Origin of the sequence: Vulcanococcus limneticus LL (genome assembly GCF_943369875.1) — a bacterium.
GTDB lineage: Bacteria > Cyanobacteriota > Cyanobacteriia > PCC-6307 > Cyanobiaceae > Vulcanococcus > Vulcanococcus limneticus_A.
The window spans coordinates 90,115-107,530 of record NZ_CALROT020000006.1; the positions used below are offsets into that span (position 1 = coordinate 90,115).

19 protein-coding genes are annotated in these 17,416 nt (G+C 66.7%); 9 read left to right on the forward strand and 10 right to left on the reverse strand.

Features of this window, described 5'->3' with window-relative positions:
• The first annotated feature begins 14 nt into the window (after positions 1-14).
• Positions 15-3,143, forward strand: a complete 3,129-nt coding sequence (locus ACLV7J_RS08505) for a DEAD/DEAH box helicase (protein WP_411868672.1) — start codon at positions 15-17, stop codon at positions 3,141-3,143.
• A gap of 6 nt (positions 3,144-3,149) precedes the next feature.
• On the opposite strand, the gene ACLV7J_RS08510 is transcribed toward ACLV7J_RS08505, so the two are convergent.
• The 9 genes from ACLV7J_RS08510 to ACLV7J_RS08550 all read right to left on the reverse strand — a co-directional run bounded on the left by ACLV7J_RS08510 (position 3,150) and on the right by ACLV7J_RS08550 (position 9,432).
• Positions 3,150-3,272 carry a hypothetical protein gene (locus tag ACLV7J_RS08510; RefSeq protein ID WP_411868673.1) on the reverse strand — a complete coding sequence of 41 codons (123 nt, stop codon included), beginning with the start codon at positions 3,270-3,272 and terminating at the stop codon, positions 3,150-3,152.
• Positions 3,269-3,601 (reverse strand): HEPN domain-containing protein, encoded by a 333-nt coding sequence (locus ACLV7J_RS08515; protein ID WP_411868762.1) that lies wholly within the window; start codon positions 3,599-3,601, stop codon positions 3,269-3,271. The genes ACLV7J_RS08510 and ACLV7J_RS08515 overlap by 4 nt, the downstream gene beginning before the upstream one ends.
• On the reverse strand, positions 3,602-3,982 hold the full coding sequence (locus ACLV7J_RS08520) for a nucleotidyltransferase domain-containing protein (RefSeq protein WP_411868674.1): 381 nt from the start codon (positions 3,980-3,982) through the stop codon (positions 3,602-3,604). It lies immediately after the preceding gene.
• Between the two features lie 138 nt (positions 3,983-4,120).
• Positions 4,121-4,786: a DUF429 domain-containing protein gene (locus ACLV7J_RS08525; RefSeq protein WP_411868675.1), complete on the reverse strand. Its 666-nt coding sequence runs from the start codon at positions 4,784-4,786 to the stop codon at positions 4,121-4,123.
• 166 nt (positions 4,787-4,952) lie between these two features.
• Positions 4,953-5,237 (reverse strand): GIY-YIG nuclease family protein, encoded by a 285-nt coding sequence (locus tag ACLV7J_RS08530; RefSeq protein ID WP_411868676.1) that lies wholly within the window; start codon positions 5,235-5,237, stop codon positions 4,953-4,955.
• A gap of 126 nt (positions 5,238-5,363) precedes the next feature.
• A complete protein-coding gene (locus ACLV7J_RS08535) occupies positions 5,364-6,086 on the reverse strand; it encodes a hypothetical protein (protein WP_411868677.1) in 723 nt (240 codons plus the stop codon).
• A gap of 130 nt (positions 6,087-6,216) precedes the next feature.
• Positions 6,217-7,425 (reverse strand): hypothetical protein, encoded by a 1,209-nt coding sequence (locus ACLV7J_RS08540; protein ID WP_411868678.1) that lies wholly within the window; start codon positions 7,423-7,425, stop codon positions 6,217-6,219.
• 128 nt (positions 7,426-7,553) lie between these two features.
• A complete protein-coding gene (locus ACLV7J_RS08545) occupies positions 7,554-8,270 on the reverse strand; it encodes a GIY-YIG nuclease family protein (protein ID WP_411868679.1) in 717 nt (238 codons plus the stop codon).
• Between the two features lie 259 nt (positions 8,271-8,529).
• Entirely contained in the window at positions 8,530-9,432 is a 903-nt protein-coding gene (locus tag ACLV7J_RS08550; protein WP_411868680.1) for an MBL fold metallo-hydrolase, read from the reverse strand.
• A gap of 141 nt (positions 9,433-9,573) precedes the next feature.
• On the opposite strand from ACLV7J_RS08550, the gene ACLV7J_RS08555 reads away from it, so the two are divergent.
• Positions 9,574-10,125, forward strand: a complete 552-nt coding sequence (locus tag ACLV7J_RS08555; RefSeq protein WP_411868681.1) for a phosphate-starvation-inducible PsiE family protein — start codon at positions 9,574-9,576, stop codon at positions 10,123-10,125.
• Here ACLV7J_RS08555 and ACLV7J_RS08560 read toward each other — a convergent pair.
• Positions 10,110-10,916, reverse strand: coding sequence for an SDR family NAD(P)-dependent oxidoreductase (locus tag ACLV7J_RS08560; RefSeq protein WP_411868682.1), 807 nt, complete (start codon positions 10,914-10,916; stop codon positions 10,110-10,112). The two genes, ACLV7J_RS08555 and ACLV7J_RS08560, sit on opposite strands and share 16 nt — an antisense overlap.
• 53 nt (positions 10,917-10,969) lie before the next feature.
• Between ACLV7J_RS08560 and ACLV7J_RS08565 the strand changes: the two genes are divergently transcribed.
• From ACLV7J_RS08565 to ACLV7J_RS08595, 7 genes are all read left to right on the forward strand, one after another.
• Complete coding sequence (locus ACLV7J_RS08565; RefSeq protein WP_411868683.1) at positions 10,970-11,392, forward strand: HI0074 family nucleotidyltransferase substrate-binding subunit; 423 nt, start codon at positions 10,970-10,972, stop codon at positions 11,390-11,392.
• The gene (locus ACLV7J_RS08570) at positions 11,389-11,727 is read left to right on the forward strand and encodes a nucleotidyltransferase family protein (protein ID WP_411868684.1); all 339 of its coding nucleotides are present in this window, start codon (positions 11,389-11,391) and stop codon (positions 11,725-11,727) included. Before ACLV7J_RS08565 ends, ACLV7J_RS08570 begins: the two co-directional genes overlap by 4 nt.
• Positions 11,724-12,689, forward strand: coding sequence for an SWIM zinc finger family protein (locus ACLV7J_RS08575; protein WP_411868685.1), 966 nt, complete (start codon positions 11,724-11,726; stop codon positions 12,687-12,689). The genes ACLV7J_RS08570 and ACLV7J_RS08575 overlap by 4 nt, the downstream gene beginning before the upstream one ends.
• Positions 12,690-12,714: 25 nt before the next feature.
• The gene (locus ACLV7J_RS08580; protein WP_411868763.1) at positions 12,715-13,248 is read left to right on the forward strand and encodes an MEKHLA domain-containing protein; all 534 of its coding nucleotides are present in this window, start codon (positions 12,715-12,717) and stop codon (positions 13,246-13,248) included.
• Between the two features lie 113 nt (positions 13,249-13,361).
• A complete protein-coding gene (locus tag ACLV7J_RS08585) occupies positions 13,362-15,173 on the forward strand; it encodes a diflavin flavoprotein (protein ID WP_411868686.1) in 1,812 nt (603 codons plus the stop codon).
• A 54-nt stretch (positions 15,174-15,227) separates the two neighbouring features.
• Complete coding sequence (locus tag ACLV7J_RS08590; RefSeq protein ID WP_411868687.1) at positions 15,228-17,093, forward strand: flavin reductase; 1,866 nt, start codon at positions 15,228-15,230, stop codon at positions 17,091-17,093.
• A gap of 128 nt (positions 17,094-17,221) precedes the next feature.
• Complete coding sequence (locus tag ACLV7J_RS08595) at positions 17,222-17,413, forward strand: hypothetical protein (protein WP_255127062.1); 192 nt, start codon at positions 17,222-17,224, stop codon at positions 17,411-17,413.
• Positions 17,414-17,416 lie beyond the last annotated feature (3 nt).

The following is a 17,416-nucleotide window of genomic DNA, read 5'->3' on the forward strand; positions in this document are numbered from 1 at the left end:
CGTATCCCGACCCGATGAGCCTGCTGCATGCCACCTGGCTGCCCGCCGTGCCGGCGGGGAGCTTTGCCCCGGGCAAGGCCCCGGCGGCGGGCCTGCTGATCTGGGCGGACACCTGGCGCGTGGCCGAGCCGGTGACGCCCCAGGGGGAGGCGCCGCTGCATCCGCTGAGCCTGGATCTGGATGATCTGGCCACCTGGCTGGATGACAACCAGTTCTGGTCGGAGGCGCTGCGGCAGGCCACGGCCACCCTCACCCTGCCCAGCCGTCAGCAGGCGGCCAAGGGCAAGAAGACCACCGCCCAGGGCCCCTGGAGCGGCCTGCCGCTGCAGGCGGGCGAGCCGCTGCCGAAGGAGATCAGCTGGTGGCCCTGGCAGGTGGAGGGCTGGCTGCTCAAGCCCGGCCCCGCCGCCGAGTGGCTGAGCCTGCTGCCGCTCTCGGGCTTCGCCGAGGCGGGCCTCTCGGAGGACCTGCGCTGGTGGGCCCACCTGCAGCGCTGGTGCCTGAGCCTGATCGCCCGGGGCCGCTGGCTGCCGGATGCCGGCGAGGGTCAGGCCCGCTGGCTGCCGCTGCTCAACCGCGAGGACGACCGTCGCCGCCTGGAGGAGCTGGCGGCGCGCATGCCCCAGGTGGTGGCCGCCGCCAGCACCGACCCGCACCTGGCCTGCGGCCGGCCCCGCTCCAACCGCCTGTTCGTGGCGGGCCTGGTGGAGAAGCTGGTCGACGGCCAGCTGCGCGAGGCCTTCCGGCCCGGCGGCACGGGTCTGGATCCGCTGCTGGCGGCCTGGGAACAGGGCCTGGCCAGCCCCGCCGGCCAGCTGAAGCTCGACGAGGAGGACCAGGAGCGCCTGGCGATCGCCAGCCACCACTGGCGCGAGGGCGTGGCCGGCAAGGTGGCGCCGGCCCGGGCCTGCCTGGAGCTGTTCACCCCGCCGGAGGGGGAGGAGCTGTGGGAGCTGCGCTTCGGGCTGCAGGCGGAGGCCGACCCGAGCCTGCGGCTGCCGGCGGCGGCGGTGTGGTCCGCCGGCGACGGCAGCGTGGCCCTGGGCGAGATCAGCGTGGAGCAGCCCGGCGAGCTGCTGCTGGAGGGCCTGGGCCGGGCCCTCACCGTGTCGGCACCGATCGAGCGGGGCCTGGATGCCGCCACGCCGGAGGCGATGCAGCTCACCCCCAACGAGGCCTTCGTGCTGGTGCGCAGCGAGGCCGCCAGGCTGCGGGATGTGGGCGTGGGCGTGGTGCTGCCCGCCAGCCTCTCGGGCGGCCTGGCCTCGCGCCTGGGCCTCTCGATCACCGCCGAACTGCCCGAAAAATCCCGCGGCTTCACCCTGGGCGAAAGCCTGGAGTGGAAGTGGGAATTCATGATCGGCGGCGTCACGCTCAACCTGCGGGACCTAGAGAAGCTGCAGACCAAGCGCAGCCCGCTGGTGCAGCACAAGGGCGTGTGGATCGAGCTGCGGCCGCTGGATCTCAAGAACGCCGAGAAGTTCTGCGCCGCCGACCCCGGCCTCAGCCTCGACGACGCCCTGCGGCTCACCGGCAACGAGGGCGAGACGCTGATGCGCCTGCCGGTGCATGCCTTCACGCCGGGGCCGCGGCTGCAGGCGGTGCTGGAGCAGTACCACCAGCAGAAGGCCCCGGATCCGCTGCCGGCGCCGCCGGGCTTCGCGGGCCAGCTGCGGCCCTATCAGGAGCGGGGCCTGGGCTGGCTGGCCTTCCTGCACCGCTTCGACCAGGGCGCCTGCCTGGCCGACGACATGGGCCTGGGCAAGACGATCCAGCTGCTGGCCTTCCTGCAGCACCTCAAGGCCGAGGACGAGCTGAAGCGGCCCGTGCTGCTGGTGGCGCCCACCTCGGTGCTCACCAACTGGAAGCGGGAGGCGGCGGCCTTCACGCCGGAGCTGGTGGTGCACGAGCACTACGGCCCGCGCCGGCCAAGCACGGAGGCGGCCCTGAAGAAGGCGCTCAAGGGTATGGATCTGGTGCTCACCACCTACGGCCTGCTGCAGCGCGACAGCGAGCTGCTGGAGGCGATCGACTGGCAGGGGGTGGTGATCGACGAGGCCCAGGCGATCAAGAACCACAACGCCAAGCAGTCGATGGCGGCGCGGGATCTGGGCCGGCCCGGCAAGGGCAGCCGCGGCAGCCGCTTCCGCATCGCCCTCACCGGCACGCCGGTGGAGAACCGCGTCAGCGAGCTGTGGGCGCTGATGGACTTCCTCAACCCGAAGGTGCTGGGCGATGAGCCCTTCTTCCGCCAGCGCTACCGGCTGCCGATCGAGCGCTACGGCGACATGTCGTCGCTGCGGGATCTCAAGGGCCGGGTGGGCCCGTTCATCCTGCGGCGCCTGAAGACCGACAAGTCGATCATCTCCGACCTGCCGGAGAAGGTGGAGCTGCGCGAATGGGTGGGCCTGGCCCCCGAGCAGAAGAAGCTCTACAACAAGACCGTGGAGGAGAGCCTCGACGCGATCGCGCGGGCGCCGCTGGGCCAGAAGCACGGCCAGGTGCTGGCGCTGCTCACCAAGCTCAAGCAGATCTGCAACCACCCGGCATTGGCGCTCAAGCAGGATCCCGATCCCGCCGATCCCGAGTTCTTCAAGGAGTTCGCCGCCCGCAGCGCCAAGGTGCAGCGGCTCGAAGAGATCCTGGAGGAGGTGATCGAAGCGGGCGATCGGGCGCTGCTGTTCACCCAGTTCGCCGAGTGGGGCCACCTGCTCAAGGCCCACCTGGAGCGCAAGTGGCGCCAGGAGGTGCCGTTCCTCTACGGCAACACCAGCAAGGTGGAACGCCAGGCGATGGTGGACCGCTTCCAGGAGGATCCGCGCGGCCCGCAGCTGTTCCTGCTCTCGCTGAAGGCGGGCGGTGTGGGCCTCAACCTCACCCGCGCCAGCCACGTGTTCCACATCGACCGCTGGTGGAACCCGGCGGTGGAGAACCAGGCCACCGACCGCGCCTACCGCATCGGCCAGCAGAACCGGGTGATGGTGCACAAGTTCATCACCAGCGGCTCGGTGGAGGAGCGGATCGACCGGATGATCCAGGAGAAGTCGAAGCTGGCCTCCGAGATCGTGGGCTCGGGCGAGGAGTGGCTCGGCGGCCTGGATGTGGGCCAGCTCAAGGAGCTGGTGGCGCTTACGGAGGACTGAGGCCGATCAGGCCGGCTGAGGCGGCTCGTAGAGGAAGCGCTGGAAGCCAGCGAACAGCTGCTGCTTGCTGGTGAAGCGGGAATGGCTGTAGACGCGGGCCTTTTGGGCGCGGGTTGCGTCCTCGTTCATGGGAGCAGGGAGGCCACGTACTCGAGCAGATCGGCACAGAGCTGGTTCCAGGCAGGTCGATCGAGGTTCAAGGCATCCGGCGCATCGTCGTAGCGGAACCTCGGCCCAAAGGGGGGTGAAGTTCTCAAGCGATTGGAACGTGTTAGATCACCGCCGCAGTCGATGATCAACTGGCCAAGCAGAGACAGGTCATGGGTGCGTGGATACTCCTGATCTGGCGCCGCAATCCAGGATTTCAAAGCCTTTTCGGTGGCCTGCTGAACATGGATCTCGAAGTTTTGAGATCTCGATGGGCAATGCGCAGCATCCGAGCCGCTTCGCGCTGGCAGTCAGACGGCATGGAGCTCTCTGCCGTAGCGATAGGCATCGGTCACCACATGCTGGCTGTACTGACGCCGATCTCGAACTTCCGCATGGGAATAGATGAGTAAATCGATCGGAATCCGGTGTTGGGCCAGCTTTCGACTCAGATTCCCTGTTTCCTCAAACCGCGAATGGCTTGCCAGCCAGGCATCCGGCACCGTCGCCAGCAGGTCGAGGTCTGAATCGGGCTGGGCTGTGCCACGGGCACGGGAGCCAAACAGTCGCACCTCAGCGCCGGGGATTGCCGCCTGAATCTCCGCCGTAATCGTGCGCAGCAAGGGCTCGTCCACCACGTAGTGATAGCTGGAGGGGCAAGACGAGGGGGCCATGGGGTCAGTCTGGCGCATCCGGCCGGCGGACCTGATGGCGGGGCCGATGAGGGTGAGATCGATGTCGGAGGCAGGCCGCTTAAAGGCAGTCCGGACGAGGGATGTCCCGCCTCCACTACAGGCAACAACGAGCCCACGCTTTGGACCGACGCCTGCTCACGCCGCCCCGTCGCTCCAATCGGGCCCCTGCGGCACCACGATCAGCCCCGAGGCCGGCTCGCCGTAGGCCCGGCAGGGGCGACCGCTGGCCAGGTAATGGGCCGTGAGGGCGCAGAGGGCGGCATCAATCAGGTCGATGCTGGTGAGCGCTGCGGTGTCGATGCCGGCCTGCTCCAGCAGGGCGCGGCGCTGCAGGCGCTTCTGGCGAGCAGCGGCGTTACCGCCGCGCAGGTGCCAGGTGATGGCGTGGGGGAAGGTTTCGAAGCAAGCCGGGCCGCTGGCCGGCAGGCCAGGGGGCGGCAGGGCGGAGAGCAGCGGATGGCTGGCCTCCAGCTCCTGGTAGAGCTCTTCGCCCTGCAGCATCCAGCCGTAGTAGTTGCTGGGGTGCTCTGAAGCCACCTCCAGGGTGGGAGAGGCGAAACACCAGATCCCTTGCTGCATCAACTCCCGCTCACAGGGTCGCGCGCGGCCATTGCTGCTCCAGCGGCAGGGGGCATCGATGGCGATCACCTGCGCCTGCATCTGGTGGACGCACCAGTGGCTGAGCTGCTGCACATCGGCGGTGGCCAGCTGGGCGGCATAGGCGCCATCGCGGAGGGCCACGGCGTGGAAGCCCTTGCGGGCGCCGCCAACGTCGATGCCGATGGTGGTGCCAATCGACATAACTCAGAGTTCGGCGTTGAACCAGTGGCGTAGCAACATATTCTTCGTTTCATCCAGAGTAGCCTTTGCCATTCACCTAACGCTCAAATCAGCGACGGGCAGAACCTCTCTGCATTCACAGAGAAGCCACGCTCCCGACCGCCGAACCTTGCCCCCAGAAGGCACGCTACCTGTGCGACGCCCTTGGCCACTGGTTGTAACCAATGGCTGGGTCATTAGCCCGGAGCGCGCGGATGAACTCAACTTCCTTGGCAGAAACCTCTGCACGCGTAGCCGCCTGGGACTCCCACAGGATCTCTTTCCGAATTGTCATGTCGCGCCGCTGCTCAGGAGTGAAGTCGGCAGCGATCAAGGCTGACGATGCACTGCCGAAGTAGTTGATACTATCCGTGAGGTCAAGGCCAACGTAGATTTTTCCGTTCGGGTAGGTGATCTTGTAGACGCAAGGCATGCAACGACTCGCAAAGAGCTCTTACGCGGCGCGGATCGCGCTTCCTAACGCTGCCCCTGAGTGACAGGCAATGCTTTGAAAGCGGGAGAAGGTGACCCCCAGTAGCCTATCTACTCAAGGGGCTTGCTAGCCGGAACCACGGGCCCTGATATCCAAGGTTTCTCCAAGCCACGAAGCAACGAGCGATCGCACAAGCTCTAATGCGGCTTTCTTCTCCATAGGCTCAGAGGGAGGAGAACCACGATCCCTTCCATGCCGCCCAGATGAACCTAAAGCCGTATAGCTGTTTGCGGTTCGCGTAAAGAGTCTGGCATCATTCTTTCTAATCCATCCGGCAGTGAACATTCGGGCTCCGACATTTGCCTCGACCAGCTCAAATGCAAGATATAGCTCCGACCAGCCAGGAGACGAACGGCCAAGAATTATCAATGCGTCGGCTTTTGCCTGATTACAAGTAGCATCTTTTAGGAACGAACTCATCAATCCCGTTCGATCATCTGGCTTAGGTACGCCGCCAATTGAGAAGGTTAAATGTCCGAGCTTACATCGGATTTCAGTAGTTCCAAGTGGAATTACAGTTTGAGTATTCTCTCCGTCCTCGTCAAGACCGAGGAAGGCTTCACACTCAAGCTCTATCGGCCTGTATCCATTGATAAGCAGCCTGGCGGCACCATTGATTAACGCTATATATCTATTGGCGATTTCTGGAACTGACTCGTGGCTCTCGCCTGCCACCTCTGCCGAAAGAAGAAGATAGTATACTTCTCCTCTCTTTGTGACGGTAACCGGCGAACCACTTAAATATACTGGCAGATCTTCAATATCAAATATGTGCTCCTTAACTGGCACAGCCCATGAGCTGGTTCTGCGATTGGACATTGTTTTACATCATCTTAGCAACTAGCACTCCAGATCAGAAGCGGGTAGGAGCCATGAATAGCAACGCAACTCAAGGGATCCCGCCTTCTACATCAGGATACTAGGTAGCACGTTCATTGTTGACAAGCATCATTGAAGTAATGTCCGGCCAGTCAAAGCCTTTGCGACGATGCATGATCCAGCGTTCGCCTTCCTTATGGATCTGTACATGCCAATACATCCGTCCATCTTCCCTTGTGGTCTGATTCATTCCTTCTAACTGAGACTTGATAAAGTTGAATGGCAGAATGGCAATTCGCTCTGGAGAGCCACAGCCAAAGCATGCATATGCAGAAGGTGCTTCAGATAGGGTTTCAAGCTGATGCTGGTGAAATGCAAACCAGTACCCAAGGCCGCCGGCATTCTTGTATTCCTTAGAGACTGCACATGTAATCTTAAGGCCAGAATCGAGATCACCGAAGATGACTCTTGACTGCTTGGTCAGCTCTACATGTAGTGACTTCCCAATCCGTTCAACACAAGCAAGATTGAATGAGACAGGCTTTTCCCTATCTTTTGATTCTTTCGCGCCAGGGGCAGACTCGACTTCATTCTCTTCACCTAGCTCATCTGGGACCTCATCAAGAATGTCTTCTGTGGTCGAGAAAACGAGATCGATGATCTCGTCAACACGAGTGTATTCTCGAGGAATGAGAACCGCGCGAATCCGCTCTTCAACTGAAGGGCTGTCGAGATCCTGGCGGATCTTCATGAGCCGAAGAAAAGCGTCAATTGAAATCAGGCGTACATCCCATGCATAGCGCGAACCACGTATCTGGGCTTCTAGTTCTCCGGTGTCCTCTCGTCCCACAATAATGAGTATTGAGGAATGATCCTCAGTGATACGGCCTGCCTTAATGAGCCTTCTTCGATATGTGGCAACAGTTTCGATAGGTAATCTATATGCGTCGGTCGTCTTCACTTCAGCAACTATTGCATGATTATTTGGTGCAGTCCATATCCCATCGTGCCCAATGTCGGCCTTCGTGCCACGGTAGCGGCCAGGTTCAACTGTAAATCCAAGCCGGGTAGCTATCTCGTTTACAATGTCTTGCAAGGCGAGGCCAGAATCTTTGAATGCGCTCTCAAGGCAATCATTGGCATACTTTGCAATAAGTTCACCTGGCACTCTGGCTAGAAAGTCCCGAAACTCGCTTGGCGCAGAGTTGTTATCGCCAAGCTTTCCGTCTCCCGCAAAGCCAATGATTTGGTCTACGCGCTTTGCACGTATCTGCTCTGGATTCTCCTTCCATATCTGGACGAGTGTCATTGGTTCATCTCTGCATGACGAGTCTACCTAACGCTGCCCCTGAGTGGCAGGTAAGAAGCCATCAAAACATGACAAGACATGAGGGTGGCCTGCCCACTCCAGGGGCTTGTTAGATGTTTGAGATCGCATTAGGGCTGCTCCCGCGCCTCGTAGAGCATGCACTCAGCCAGCACGGATTTCAACTCGGCCTCATTCATGCAAAAGATCTCTGTATCGGGTTTACGGAGACGGGAGAACTTAGAATGCAGTTCTGCCTCTACTCTGAGGCTGTCCTGCTCTGTCCTCAATTTTATGGATTTTACAAGTCGGCAAGGGCCAAACTGCTTGATTCTCTTTGGAATTGACTTGGCCTTTCCAATCTTGTAGTAGTGCCGCCCAGCTGACGTTTTGTCAAACGTCAGTAACTGAACTAGATACACGTGGCTGTGTGTCTCGTCTTGAAGATCGTGCAAAGTGAAAGCAGGTCTGCCCTCTTGCCTTAACCTCATTGGTGGGGTCGCCCACCTTGAGACAATATGGGCCATTAGCCGCTTAGTGGCCATAGGGCTCACCAAAAACATGTACTCTTGATCATCAGAATAGATTGCATACCACTTCTTGCCCCGTGCTTTTATAAGGCTTGGTCGGTGGCCGGTCTGCCTCCATGGAATCTCTTTGTCCTGCCTTATCCCTCCTGCTTCCTTCAGCTCTCTAGAGTGATAGAGCCAAATGGTGCCCTTTTCTCTGTCCTCAGGATCTTTCCAAAAGACAGAATAAACATCAATCTTGCCAGGTTTTCTTGGGGGCACTGGCTTCGGTGGGCCGCCTCTGGGATCCCCTGGATACCTGCGTCTCTTGATAGGCATTGTAGTCTGTTGAGACTAGGCCAAGAAGTATAAGCCAACCTCAAGATGGTGGCGATCAGCAGCAGTAAGCTCCATGGCATCTAACTTGTTTTGGGCGGACCCGCATAAGCTCCACCAAACGTTCTCTCGCGCAGCATAAGCAGCAAAAAGTCACCCGCCAACAGCTCCAGAACCCAGCGCCAGCAAGCACTCTCAAGCAGGCCACTCACACCTTGAGGCTGTTCAGCGGACCCGCAAACACAAGGTATTCACCGCTACATCACCGACGTAAGGATTCACGCGCCCCATTCAACGCCCTCTCCAACTCCCCCCGCCACTCCCCAGCCCCGAAGGCCTTGCGCCGTCCATGCCCAGGCAGCAGCCAGCGCACATCCAGATCCAGCAGCTTCTCCACCGAGCGCAGCTGCTCCTCCCAGTTCCACCAGCAGTAGCGGCGGGAGGCCACCACGGCCGGCGGATCCACGCCCCACCAGAGGTGATCGCCGCTGAACAGCACCTGGCCGGCGAACAGCACCACCAGTGAGCCGGGCGTGTGGCCGGGGGTGGGAATCAGCTGCAGGTCGGCATCCAGCGCCACGGGCTCCGTGCCCTCCAGTTGGTGTTCCGCCTCCGGTGCCACGCTGGCATCGGCCGCGTGGATCCAGCGCTCGCAGCCGAAGTGGCGGGCCCAGGCGGCATGGTCGGCCACGTCGTCGCGGTGGCTGAGCAGGATCCGTTGGATGCCGCCCAGCGCCGCGATCTGCCGCGCCAGCGCTCCGCTCCAGCGCGGCGAATCGATCAGCACGTTGTTGGCGCTGCCATCGCCGCGGCGGCGCACGATCAGCCAGCTGCTCGCCCCGAAGCTCTTACGCGACGCCCAGCCGCAGTAATAAACGTCCCCCTCGGGCCTGGAGTCCACCAGGGCGGGGAAGCCATCGGCGGGGGTGTGCGCCAGCAGCTCGCGGCTGGTGCCGATCGCCGCCACCGGGCAGGCCTGCAACGCCAGCAGCGCCTGGCGGAGTTCCGCCTCGCCCTGGGGCTGGTGATGCACGCACGAGGTCTCGCCGGTCGGGGCGAAGTGGGCCGGGTCGAACTGCCAGCAGGTGCCGCAGTCGATGCAGCTGCGGTCCACATAGAAGGGGCCGGCCGCATTGGCGGCCAGTCGCTGCTGCACGCGGGCCATGGCACTCCCGGCGGATCACCCCAGCCTGGCGGCACCGGGCCAGCCGGCCGCAGACCGATCACTGGCATCAGCCAGTCTTATCAATCGGTCGCCAATTGATCAGCTGAGGCTGCCTATGGTTGCGGTCCCGTCCAGTCCGCCATGACCGTCGCCCGCTTCCACGCCCCCGGCACCACCCCCAGCACGGAGCCCCCACCCGGCGCCACCCGCACCGCCGAGCGCCCCGTGCCCTGGCACCAGCAGTTCCGCCGTCCGCAGATCGTCCAGTCGCTCGAGGCCGTGCAGGATCTGATCGCCGTGTCGCTCTGCGTGGGGCTGTTCTGCGTGATGGCGCTGCAGCTCAAGACGATCTTCGCCTCGCTGCTCACCACGCCCCAGTTTCACGCCATCACGGCCGACATCCTCTTCATCCTGATCCTGGTGGAACTCTTCCGCCTGCTGATCATCTACCTGCAGGAACAGCGCGTGTCGATCGGCGTGTCGGTGGAGATCGCCATCGTGTCGGTGCTGCGCGAGGTGATCGTGAACGGCGTGCTCGAAACCGACTGGCAGCAGATCCTGGCCGTCTGCCTGTTCCTCGCCACCGCCGCCCTGCTGATGGTGGTGCGGGTGTGGCTGCCGCCCACCTTCGCCGGGGTGGATCCGGAGGCGCAGGTGTCGGCCCGCGCCCGCGTTCCTCAGGGTTCGGAATAGGTGAAGGCCACCCCCTCCGGCAGCCACTGGGGCTGATCTGCGGGGTCGTAGACATACCAGGGCTGCTCGCGGCGGAAGCTGTCCAGCGGCGTGGCCAGCAGCACCCACGCCAGGAAGGCCACCGCCACGTCCGTGGGGATCAGGTTCACTTCATTGGCGCGGAAGAAGCTGGCCAGGGGGAAGTCCGCCGGATCCGGCGCCCGCAGGTCCGCCTGCATGGCGGTGTCCACCTCCCCCGGGATCAGGTCCGCTACGCCCACGGTGGCGGGCAGCTCCAGCTGCAGCGAGCGGGTCACCGAGCGCAGGGCGTGCTTGCTCAGGCAATAGAGCGACAGCCCCGGGAACGTGGCGTGGGCCGAGCGGGTGGAGAGGTTGAGCACCCGCCCGCCGGGCACCAGCCGGTCGGCCAGCGCCGTGCTCAGCCGGGCCGGTGCCACCGCCGCGAGGGTGAAGGCGGCGAGCAGGTCGTCGCTGCTGTGGCCGGCCAGGGGGCCGATCGGCGTGATCCGGCCTGCGCCGTTCACCAGGGCCGCCAGCGGCCGCGACCCCAGCCCGGCGCGGATCGCCGCGAGGGCGGCCTCGATGCCATCGGTGCTGCTGAGGTCGGCCTCCACCTGGATCAGGCGGGTCGGATCCGGCGCGGCGGCCCCGTCGTCTTCAGGGAAGCGCCGCGCCACGGCGATCACGGGCCGGCCCAGGCCCAGCAGATGCTCCACCAGGCCGCGCCCCAGCCCGCGGCTGGCGCCCGTCACCACGATCACGCCCGGCGGCAGGAGTTCGGAATCGCCCATGGGGCCAGTCTGCCGGCGGTGTGCGCGTTCGCCCGCGCCGGCAGACTGGCGCCATGACGGCAGACCTCCGCTGGCACCAGCGCTTCGAGAACCTGCAGCGGGCCATGGGGCAGCTGCAGGCGGCCGTCGCCGCCCATGGCTCCAGGCCGGACGATGAGCTGATCGTGATCGCCCTGATCAAGGCCTACGAATTCAGCTTTGAGCTCAGCTGGAAAACCCTCAAGGACCTGCTCAGCTGGAACGGCCTTGATGTGAGCTTGCCGCGCGAGGTGCTCAAACAGGCCTTCGCCACGGGGCTGCTGGAGAACGGTCAGCTCTGGATCGACATGCTCGAACAGCGCAACCTGATGGCGCACACCTATGACCAGGCCCGCGCCCAGCAGGCCGCCGCGCTGATCTGCGAGCGCTACTGGCCGGAATTGCAATGGCTGCGGGCCAGCCTGCAGGGCCGTCTGGAGCAGGCGGCCGAGCCATGACCGGCCGCAACCCCTCCCAGCTCAAGGCCCCCGCGCCCCAGCAGGCCGCCAGCCCCGGCCTGCCCGAGCGCACCGTGGCCGAGATCCGCCAGTGCCTGCAGCGCTTCCCCCAGATCCGGTGGGTCAAGCTCTACGGCTCCCGCGCCCTCGGCAGCCACAGGCGAGGCTCCGACATCGACCTGGCCTTCAGCGCCCCCGCCGACTGCAGCGCCGAGCTGCGGGAAGCCCTTGACCAGCTCCCCACCCCTTACCTGTTCGATGTGACCCACTGGGAATCCCTCCGCCACGAGGGCCTGCGGGACCACATCCAGCGCGCCGGCAGACTGTTCCCATGACCCTCTCCCCCTCCAACAACGGCATCACCACCCAGCTCGGCGACCAGGGCCTGGGCCAGCAGCCCTGGTGGGTCGAGCAGTGGATGGAGCTGATCAACGGCTACCGCTTCAAGAAGCGCCTGGAGCGGGCCTGGGCCTACGCCCGCGAGGGCAACGTGCTCTCGATCCGCTTCGAGGGCCGCCGCGTGCACGCCCGCGTGCAGGGCACCGGCGAGGAGCCCTACAAGGTGAAGCTCTGGCTCGACACCCTCAGCGACGAGGACTGGGGCTACGTGCTCGAGGCCCTCGGCCAGAAGGCCCGCTGGTCGGCCCAGCTGCTGGCCGGCGTGATGCCCCAGGACATCGAGCGCGCCTTCGCCGCCAGCGGCAAGCGGCTCTTCCCCTTCAAGCTGCAGGAGGTGCGCAGCGAGTGCAGCTGCCCCGACAAGATCAACCCCTGCAAGCACGCCAGCGCCGTCTACTACCTGATGGGGGAGCGCTTCAGCGAAGACCCCTTCGTGCTGTTCCAGATGCGCGGCCGCACCCGCGCCCAGCTGCTGGCTGACCTGGCGATCCAGCGCCGCGAACTGCTCGCCAAACAGGCGCGGGCCGCCCGGGCCGCCGCCCGCCAGAAGGAGAAGGACGGCACTCCAGCCGCCGGCCTCCCGGGAACGGCCGCCGAGGGCTCCCTGCAGCCCGCCCCCGCCGCCATCAAGGATCCGAGCCGCTGGTGGCGCTACGACGCGGCCCTCGATCCGGGGCTCGTGGTGATCACCCCCGCCATGGAGGGCGAAACCGGCCTCGATGAGGCCGGCCCCCTGCCCCTCGCCGAAGACGCCCGCTTCCCAGAGGCCGGCCGCCACTTCGTGGAGCACCTCAAGGGCCAGGGCACCCTGCTGGGCCAGGCGGCCCTGGCCACCGCCATGGCCGCCGGCGCCGAGCGCTCCGGTGCCGCCGACGGGGCCGAGGCTGCGGGTGGCTGAGGCCGGCGCCCCTGGGGCGAGCGTCCTGGCGGTCCCAGCCGCGGCGACAGTCGGCACGCCGCCCGCAGCCCCCTGGCTGGAGGCCCCCGCCCAGGCCCTGGCCGGCGTGATCCTGCGCTCGCATCAGCGGGGCTTCGGCCGGCCGCTGCTCACGCCGGCGATCCAGGCCGCCGTCGGGCCCGGCGCTGGCGAAAGCCTCGCCCTGGCGGCCCAGGAGCTGTTCGCCGCCGCCACGGTGGTGCTCGCCCACGACGGCGGCGCCGACCCGCGGCTGATCTACGCCAACCGCGCCGCCCTCCGTCTTTGGCGCCGGCCCTGGGCCGCCATGGTGGGCCTGCCCTCGCGGCTCACGGCCGAGCCCGGCGAGCGCGCCGGCCGGGCCCGCATGCTCGCCGACGCCCGCCAGCAGCACGCCCTCAGCGGCTACACCGGCATCCGCATCGACAGCCACGGCCGCCGCTTCCAGATCCGCGACGCCCGCCTCTGGACCCTCTGGAACGCCGCCGGCGAGCCCTGCGGCCAGGCCGCCTCCTTCAGCGACTGGCACTGGCTGGCCTGACGGCCGGGAACCGATCCGGCCCGCCGCCGCTGATGGTCCCGATCAGCGTTGCCGATGGCTGGCCAGGCCGCCGAAAGGGCTCCCTAGAGTCGCCCCCACCGGCACCGGCAGCCATGGCAGACACCGCAACGGCCAGCCCCAGCGCGACGGGCACCGCCACCAGCCCCGGCGCAGCCCCCGCACCGCGGCTCTCCCTGCAGTGCGAGGCGATCGCCGCCGACACCACCACCATCCGCTCCCTCGACTGGGACCGCAGCCGCTTCGACATCGAATTCGGCCTGCGCAACGGCACCACCTACAACAGCTTTCTGGTGCGGGGTGAGCGCACCGCCCTGATCGACACCAGCCACCTCAAGTTCGAGGGCACCTGGCTGCCGCTGCTGGAAGCGCAGATCGATCCCCAGGCGATCGACTATCTGATCGTGAGCCACACCGAGCCCGATCACTCCGGCCTGATCGGCCACCTGATCGAGCGCAACCCCGAGATCACGATCGTGGCCTCCAAGGTGGCGATCCAGTTCCTCGAAAACCAGGTACACCGGCCCTTCAAGAGCCAGGCCGTCAAGAGCGGCGAGGAGCTGGATCTGGGCACCAACCCCGAGAGCGGCGTGCAGCACCGCTTCGAATTCCTCAGCGCCCCGAACCTGCATTGGCCGGACACGATCTTCTCCTTCGACCACGGCACCGGCATCCTCTACACCTGCGATGCCTTCGGCCTGCACTACTGCTCCGACGACCTCTTTGATGGGGATCCCGGCGCCATCGCCCCGGATTTCCGCTTCTACTACGACTGCCTGATGGGCCCCAACGCCCGCAGCGTGCTGCAGGCCATGAAGCGCATGGACGCGCTGCCGGAGATCACCACGGTGGCCGTGGGCCACGGCCCGCTGCTGCGCCACCACCTGGGCCTCTGGCTCGGCGACTACCGCGAGTGGAGCGCGGGCCGCAGCAAGGGCGAGGCCTACGCGGCCGTTTGCTACGTGAGCCAGTACGGCTTCTGCGACCGGCTCAGCCAGGCCATCGCCCGCGGCATCGGCAAGGCCGGCGCCCAGGTGCAGCTGGTGGACCTGCGCGCCACCGACGCCCAGGAGCTCAGCGCCCTGGTGGGGGAGGCCAGCGCCGTGGTGGTGCCCACCTGGCCCGCCGGCACCGACGCCGAGCTGCAGACCTCCATCGGCACCCTGCTGGCGGCCCTCAACCCCAAGCAGTGGGTGGCCTGTTACGACGCCTTCGGCGGCAACGACGAGCCGATCGACACCGTGGCCAGCCAGCTGCGCTCCCTCGGCCAGAAGAGCGCCTTCGAGCCGCTGCGCATCCGCCAGGTGCCCCAGGTGGCCGACTACCAGCGCTGCGAGGAGGCCGGCACCGACCTGGGCCAGCTGCTCACCCGCGAGAAGACGATCGCGGCCATGAAGGCCCTCGACGGCGACCTCGACAAGGCCCTGGGCCGGGTGTCCGGCGGCCTCTACGTGGTGACCGCCCGCCAGGAGGACACCGGCGCTGAAGGAAGCGCCGCCGCCCGCAGCAGCGCCATGGTGGCCAGCTGGGTGGCCCAGGCCAGCTTCGATCCCCCCGGCCTCACGGTGGCGGTGGCCAAGGACCGGGCCATCGAGGCGCTGATGCAGGTGGGTGATCGCTTCGTGCTCAACGTGCTGCGGGAGGACAACCACCAGCAGCTGCTGCGCCACTTCCTCAAGCGCTTCCCGCCCGGCGCCGACCGCTTCGCCGGCGTCAACACCCTCGAGGGCGTGGCCGCCGGCGGCCCCGTGCTCGGCGATGCCCTGGCCTACCTGGGCTGCCGGGTGGCCCAGCGCCTGGAGGGGCCCGACCACTGGATCATCTACGCCGAGGTGGAGCAGGGCAATGTGGCCGACACCGAGGCCAGCACCGCCGTGCACCACCGCAAGGTGGGCAACCACTACTGAGCGTCCGTCCCGCCCTGACCGCCGCGTTCCGCCCCTCCTGAAGCCCCGCTCCGCATGGCCCCCGACCTCCTCGCCCAGGACAGCCCCCCGCAGAGCCCCGCCGCCGAGGCCGGCCGCAGCGTGGTGGTGCTGCCGATCGAGGCGGGGCTGGTGTGCCTGCGGGGCCTGAGCCCCCGGCGCCTGCGCTTCGAGGTGGAGTACGGCCTGGAGCGGGGCACCAGCGCCAACAGCTTCCTGTTCAGCGCCGGCCCGGGGCCCGGCGGCCACACCATTCCGCCGGTGCTGGTGCACCCGCCCGGCACCTCCTTCGCCGCGCCCTTCCTGGAGCAGCTGGCGGCCCTGGTGGAGCCCGAGGCGGCCCTGAAGGTGGTGGTGGGCCACGTGAACCCCAACCGGGTGGCCCTGCTGCACCAGCTGGCCGAGCGCTGGCCGGCCCTGATGCTGGTGGCCTCCAACGCCGGCGCCCGGCTGCTGGAGGAGCTCTGGTCGCAGCAGCGGCCGACGGCACCGGGGGCGGAGGCCAGCGCCCCGGCGGCCCTGCCGCCCCTGCCCCCGATCGACATCGTCAAGCAGGAGGTGACCCGGCCCCTGGCCGATGGCTACCGCCTCACCCTGATCCCCGCCCCCACGCCCCGCTGGCCGGGCGCCCTGATCGCCTTCGAGGAGCGCACCGGCCTGCTGATGAGCGGCAAGTTCTTCGCCGCCCACCTCTGCAGCGAGGCCTTCGCCGAGGCCAACCGCAGCAGCAGCGAGGAAGACCGCCGCTACTTCTACGACTGCCTGATGGCGCCGATGACGCGCCAGGTGGAGTCAGTGCTGAACCGGCTGGACGCGCTGCCGATCCGCACCATCGCCCCGGGCCACGGGCCGGCGATCGCCGAGAGCTGGCGCAGCCTGCTGGTGGACTACCGCCGCTGGGGCGAGAGCCAGGGCCGCGCCAGGCTCTCGGTGGCCCTGCTGTTCGCCAGCGCCTACGGCAACACCGCCGCCATCGCCGATGCCATCGCCCAGGGGGTGGCCCGCTCCGGCGTGCGGGTGGAGAGCATCAACTGCGAATTCGCCTCGCCCGAGCAGCTGCTGGAGGCGATCCGCGGCTGCAATGCCTTCCTGGTGGGCTCCCCCACCCTCGGGGGCCACGCCCCCACGCCGATCGTGGCGGCCCTCGGCACCCTGCTGGCCGAGGGCGACCGCAGCAAGCCGGTGGGCGTGTTCGGCAGCTTCGGCTGGAGCGGCGAGGCCCTCGATCTGCTGGAGAGCAAGCTGCGCGACGGCGGCTTCCGCTTCGCCTTCGAGCCCATCAAGGTGAAGTTCAGCCCCGATGCCGCCACCCTCAAGGCCTGCGAGGAGACCGGCATCGCCCTGGGGCGCCGCCTGCAGACGGAGCAGCGCAAGGCCCAGCGCCGCAGCGCCGCCGGCGGCCTCAGCGACAGCCGCAGCAACCCGGCCCTCCAGGCCCTGGGCCGGGTCGTGGGTCCCCTGAGCGTGGTGACCGCCGTGAAGGGCGAGGGGCCGGCGCGGCTGAGCGGCGCCATGGTGGCCAGCTGGGTGAGCCAGGCCAGCTTCTCGCCCCCGGGCGTCACCATCGCCGTGGCCAAGGACCGGGCCATCGAGGCCCTGCTGCACGTGGGCGACGCCTTCGCCCTCAACGTGCTGGCCAATGGGCGCGAGAGCGGCCCGATGCGCCAGTTCCTGCAGCCCTTCCCCCCCGGCGCCGACCGCTTCGCCGGCCTGGAGTTGGCGAGCAGCCCCGGCGGCCAGCCGCTGCTGCCCGAGGCCCTGGCCTGGCTGGAGGGGCGCGTCAGCCAGCGCATGGAGTGCGGCGACCACTGGCTGCTGCTGGCCGAGGTGACCCAGGGGGGCCTGCTCGACGGCGAGGGCACCACGGCCGTGCACCAGCGCCGCAGCGGGGCGAACTATTAGGGCCCTGGTCGCATAGCGAATCTTGAAGAGATTCGAAGAGCCGTTACAGCGGCACCCAGGAGCGTTCTCCGCTACCGACAGGCCGGAGAGCCCTCGCTGCAATGGGGACTCTCAGACGCCTAGGGACCATGAGCGCCGATCCGGGAACCCAACGCTGGGTCGTCCGCTATCGGGGCTTCGTGTTGATTCCGCAGAGCGATCTCACCTGGGTGGTGCGTCCGGAGCGGAGCCCGATGCGGCACCTGCCCTTCCGGGCGCCGGCCAGCTCCGTCGACGACGTCAAGGCCCTGATCGACTGGCGCCTCGCCGCCGCGGCCTGAAGC